Origin of the sequence: Cognatundibacterium griseum (genome assembly GCF_014284195.1) — a bacterium.
GTDB classification, from domain to species: domain Bacteria; phylum Pseudomonadota; class Gammaproteobacteria; order Burkholderiales; family Burkholderiaceae_D; genus Undibacterium; species Undibacterium griseum.
On the sequence record NZ_JACOGC010000012.1, the window covers coordinates 1 to 5611 of the forward strand.

Consider the following 5611-nt stretch of genomic DNA (forward strand, 5'->3'; position numbering starts at 1 on the left):
CTGGGTAACGGGGGGTCGCAGATTACAAGCCTGACGATAACCTACTTTCACACTGGTTGCAGCACTATCATTGGCGCAGAGTCGTTTCACGGTCCTGTTCGGGATGGGAAGGGGTGGTACCAACTCGCTATGGTCATCAGGCATAACTTGTCGATCTGTTGTGTCAACGGTGTTCCGTTGTTCACAGCAAATCCAATTCAGAAGAGTTCAGCAGAATGTGCGTTGTTACCCGCACCAATCTCAATTTATCGTTTATTCCTGGTTATGATTTGTACCAACATCCATTGGCGCACACTTCATATGCTCACTTGCAGCCTACACCTGCTAAGGTTATAGGGACAAGCCTTACGGGCAATTAGTACTGGTTAGCTTAATGCATTACTGCACTTCCACACCCAGCCTATCAACGTCCTGGTCTCGAACGACCCTTTAAAGAGATCAAGTCTCTGGGATATCTCATCTTAAGGCGAGTTTCCCGCTTAGATGCTTTCAGCGGTTATCTCTTCCGAACATAGCTACCCGGCAATGCCACTGGCGTGACAACCGGTACACCAGAGGTTCGTCCACTCCGGTCCTCTCGTACTAGGAGCAGCCCCCTTCAAATATCCAACGCCCACGGCAGATAGGGACCAAACTGTCTCACGACGTTTTAAACCCAGCTCACGTACCACTTTAAATGGCGAACAGCCATACCCTTGGGACCGGCTACAGCCCCAGGATGTGATGAGCCGACATCGAGGTGCCAAACTCCCCCGTCGATATGAACTCTTGGGAGGAATCAGCCTGTTATCCCCAGAGTACCTTTTATCCGTTGAGCGATGGCCCTTCCATACAGAACCACCGGATCACTATGTCCTACTTTCGTACCTGCTCGACTTGTCAGTCTCGCAGTTAAGCACGCTTATGCCATTGCACTATTAGCACGATGTCCGACCGTACCTAGCGTACCTTCGAACTCCTCCGTTACACTTTGGGAGGAGACCGCCCCAGTCAAACTGCCTACCATGCACTGTCCCCGACCCGGATCACGGGCCAAGGTTAGAACCTCAAATAAACCAGGGTGGTATTTCAAGGATGGCTCCACGCAAACTGGCGTCCACGTTTCTTCGCCTCCCACCTATCCTACACAGATCGATTCAAAGTCCAATGCAAAGCTACAGTAAAGGTTCATGGGGTCTTTCCGTCTAGCCGCGGGTAGATTGCATCATCACAAACACTTCAACTTCGCTGAGTCTCGGGAGGAGACAGTGTGGCCATCGTTACGCCATTCGTGCAGGTCGGAACTTACCCGACAAGGAATTTCGCTACCTTAGGACCGTTATAGTTACGGCCGCCGTTTACTGGGACTTCAATCAAGAGCTTGCACCCCATCATTTAATCTTCCAGCACCGGGCAGGCGTCACACCCTATACGTCCACTTTCGTGTTTGCAGAGTGCTGTGTTTTTATTAAACAGTCGCAGCCACCAGTTTATTGCAACCCCTTCACCCTCCTGGCGCAAGCCAGTCAAGCTACAAGGGCGTACCTTATCCCGAAGTTACGGTACCAATTTGCCGAGTTCCTTCTCCCGAGTTCTCTCAAGCGCCTTAGAATACTCATCTCGCCCACCTGTGTCGGTTTGCGGTACGGTCTCGTATGACTGAAGCTTAGAGGCTTTTCTTGGAACCACTTCCGATCGCTTCGTGAGCATGCTCACTCGTCTCAACCCCTTGAATTCCGTGCCCGGATTTACCTAGGCACCTTCTCCAAGTCAAGAACAGGCTCTTCCAACCGCCTGACGACCTTCCGCGATCCGTCCCCCCATCGCATCATACGACGGTGCAGGAATATTAACCTGCTTCCCATCAGCTACGCATCTCTGCCTCGCCTTAGGGGCCGACTCACCCTGCTCCGATGAACGTTGAACAGGAAACCTTGGGCTTACGGCGTGGGGGCTTTTCACCCCCATTATCGCTACTCATGTCAGCATTCGCACTTCTGATACCTCCAGCATCCGTTACCAGACACCTTCGCAGGCTTACAGAACGCTCTCCTACCATATCCTAAAAGGATATCCGCAGCTTCGGTGTACAGCTTAGCCCCGTTACATCTTCCGCGCAGGACGACTCGATCAGTGAGCTATTACGCTTTCTTTAAAGGGTGGCTGCTTCTAAGCCAACCTCCTGACTGTTTTAGCCTTCCCACTTCGTTTTCCACTTAGCTGTACTTTGGGACCTTAGCTGGCGGTCTGGGTTGTTTCCCTCTTGACACCGGACGTTAGCACCCGATGTCTGTCTCCCAAGCTCGCACTCAACGGTATTCGGAGTTTGCAATGGTTTGGTAAGTCGCGATGACCCCCTAGCCATAACAGTGCTCTACCCCCGTCGGTGATACTTGAGGCACTACCTAAATAGTTTTCGGAGAGAACCAGCTATTTCCAAGTTTGTTTAGCCTTTCACCCCTACCCACAGCTCATCCCCTAATTTTTCAACATTAGTGGGTTCGGTCCTCCAGTGCGTGTTACCGCACCTTCAACCTGGCCATGGGTAGATCACTTGGTTTCGGGTCTACACCCAGCGACTATTTCGCCCTGTTCGGACTCGATTTCTCTACGGCTTCCCTATGCGGTTAACCTTGCCACTGAATGTAAGTCGCTGACCCATTATACAAAAGGTACGCAGTCACGGAACTAGTCCGCTCCTACTGTTTGTATGCACACGGTTTCAGGTTCTATTTCACTCCCCTCCCGGGGTTCTTTTCGCCTTTCCCTCACGGTACTGGTTCACTATCGGTCGATATCGAGTATTTAGCCTTGGAGGATGGTCCCCCCATGTTCAGACAGGATTTCACGTGTCCCGCCCTACTTGTCGCAAGCTTAGTTCCACACCGATGATTTCTTATACGGGGCTATCACCCTCTATGGCCGGACTTTCCATTCCGTTCTAATATCAAAGATGCTAAATCTTGCAGGCTCTTCCCATTTCGCTCGCCACTACTTTGGGAATCTCGGTTGATTTCTTTTCCTGTAGCTACTTAGATGTTTCAGTTCGCCACGTTCGCTTTGCAACACTATGTATTCATGTTGCAATGACCTTACGGCCGGGTTTCCCCATTCGGAAATCTGCGGATCAATGTGTGTTTGCTCACTCCCCGCAGCTTATCGCAAGCTACTACGTCCTTCATCGCCTGATATCGCCAAGGCATCCACCATGTGCACTTAGTCACTTGTCCCTATAACTTTAGCTTCTATAATCACATCAAAGTAAAAACCTACTTTGATGTGGTTTAGTCAGGTAAAAATCCCTGGCGGAGCCAGATGATTTTTAGTTCAACAACCAACTAAACTTCTTATAAAACACGGTTATAGTTCTTTACTACTTATGAGTATTACTTTAGCGTTTGCCGTATCTCAAGAATTTATTTTTTTCTAAAACTGCCTTTCGGCTGCTTTGATCAAACTCTTTTAATACTTTGTTTGTTCGATACAATCATAACCCTTCCATAAATCTGATCAGCATTACTACTAATCTCTTTACAGAAATAAATTTTGATTATTTCTACTTTACTTCTTCTGAATTGTTAAAGAACGAGTACTTCTTGTTGTTGAGTCTTGCGACTCTCTTTCGCTTTGAAAGAACAAACCTAAACAGCGCCCGCGCCATTTGCGTTTGTTTTTTCAACATACTTTTGGTAGGGCTGGTTGGGCTCGAACCAACGACCCCCGCGTTATCAACACGGTGCTCTAACCAGCTGAGCTACAGCCCCAGTATTGGTGGAGGTTGACGGGATCGAACCGACGACCCCCTGCTTGCAAAGCAGGTGCTCTCCCAGCTGAGCTAAACCCCCATTCAGGTACCGCTTCCTACCGCAAAGCAGCTTCACTTCTCTTTACTACTTTTCTCGTCTTTTCTTTTAACAGTCAATAAAAGTGGACACTTAACTACGGCGCTACTCTAGAAAGGAGGTGATCCAGCCGCACCTTCCGATACGGCTACCTTGTTACGACTTCACCCCAGTCACGAACCCTGCCGTGGTAAGCGCCCTCCTTACGGTTAAGCTACCTACTTCTGGCAGAACCCGCTCCCATGGTGTGACGGGCGGTGTGTACAAGACCCGGGAACGTATTCACCGCGACATGCTGATCCGCGATTACTAGCGATTCCAACTTCATGTAGTCGAGTTGCAGACTACAATCCGGACTACGATACACTTTCTGGGATTAGCTCCCCCTCGCGGGTTGGCAGCCCTCTGTATGTACCATTGTATGACGTGTGAAGCCCTACCCATAAGGGCCATGAGGACTTGACGTCATCCCCACCTTCCTCCGGTTTGTCACCGGCAGTCTCATTAGAGTGCCCTTTCGTAGCAACTAATGACAAGGGTTGCGCTCGTTGCGGGACTTAACCCAACATCTCACGACACGAGCTGACGACAGCCATGCAGCACCTGTGTGCAGGTTCTCTTGCGAGCACTCCTAAATCTCTTCAGGATTCCTGCCATGTCAAGGGTAGGTAAGGTTTTTCGCGTTGCATCGAATTAATCCACATCATCCACCGCTTGTGCGGGTCCCCGTCAATTCCTTTGAGTTTTAATCTTGCGACCGTACTCCCCAGGCGGTCTACTTCACGCGTTAGCTGCGTTACCAAGACAATTAAGTCCCGACAACTAGTAGACATCGTTTAGGGCGTGGACTACCAGGGTATCTAATCCTGTTTGCTCCCCACGCTTTCGTGCATGAGCGTCAGTGTTATCCCAGGGGGCTGCCTTCGCCATCGGTATTCCTCCACATCTCTACGCATTTCACTGCTACACGTGGAATTCTACCCCCCTCTGACACACTCTAGCCTTGCAGTCTCCAATGCAGTTCCCAGGTTGAGCCCGGGGATTTCACATCAGACTTACAAAACCGCCTGCGCACGCTTTACGCCCAGTAATTCCGATTAACGCTTGCACCCTACGTATTACCGCGGCTGCTGGCACGTAGTTAGCCGGTGCTTATTCTTCAGGTACCGTCATTAGCAATCTATATTAGAGATCACCGTTTCTTCCCTGACAAAAGAGCTTTACAACCCGAGGGCCTTCTTCACTCACGCGGCATTGCTGGATCAGGGTTGCCCCCATTGTCCAAAATTCCCCACTGCTGCCTCCCGTAGGAGTCTGGACCGTGTCTCAGTTCCAGTGTGGCTGGTCGTCCTCTCAGACCAGCTACTGATCGTCGCCTTGGTAGGCTTTTACCCTACCAACTAGCTAATCAGATATCGGCCATTCCAATAGCACAAGGTCCGAAGATCCCCTGCTTTCATCCACAGATCGTATGCGGTATTAGCTATCCTTTCGGATAGTTATCCCCCACTACTGGGTACGTTCCGATATATTACTCACCCGTTCGCCACTCGCCACCAGGGTTGCCCCCGTGCTGCCGTTCGACTTGCATGTGTAAGGCATGCCGCCAGCGTTCAATCTGAGCCAGGATCAAACTCTTCAGTTTAATCTCTGTTTGTGTTCATTTCTGAACTCCTTCTTGCGAAGGTGTCGCTCACTCAAAATACTGACAGTTCGGCTTCCATTGCTGAAAACCGTCTTGCTTTGTTATTTCTTGCGAACATTTGATATTTTTTAAGCATGCCGGCCAG

2 tRNA genes and 3 rRNA genes are annotated in these 5611 nt (G+C 50.0%); all 5 read right to left on the bottom strand.

Annotation, left to right across the window (positions count from 1 at the left end):
• Positions 1–28 precede the first annotated feature (28 nt).
• Positions 29–141 (bottom strand): 5S ribosomal RNA (gene rrf / locus H8K27_RS16325).
• 193 nt (positions 142–334) lie between these two features.
• Positions 335–3209: ribosomal RNA gene (locus H8K27_RS16330) — 23S ribosomal RNA — on the bottom strand.
• A gap of 457 nt (positions 3210–3666) precedes the next feature.
• Positions 3667–3743: transfer RNA gene (locus H8K27_RS16335), tRNA-Ile, on the bottom strand.
• A 5-nt stretch (positions 3744–3748) separates the two neighbouring features.
• Positions 3749–3824, bottom strand: a tRNA-Ala gene (locus H8K27_RS16340).
• 111 nt (positions 3825–3935) lie between these two features.
• Positions 3936–5466: ribosomal RNA gene (locus tag H8K27_RS16345) — 16S ribosomal RNA — on the bottom strand.
• The 16S, 23S and 5S rRNA genes sit together here with 2 tRNA genes alongside, the layout of an rRNA operon.
• Between the last annotated feature and the right edge of the window lie 145 nt (positions 5467–5611).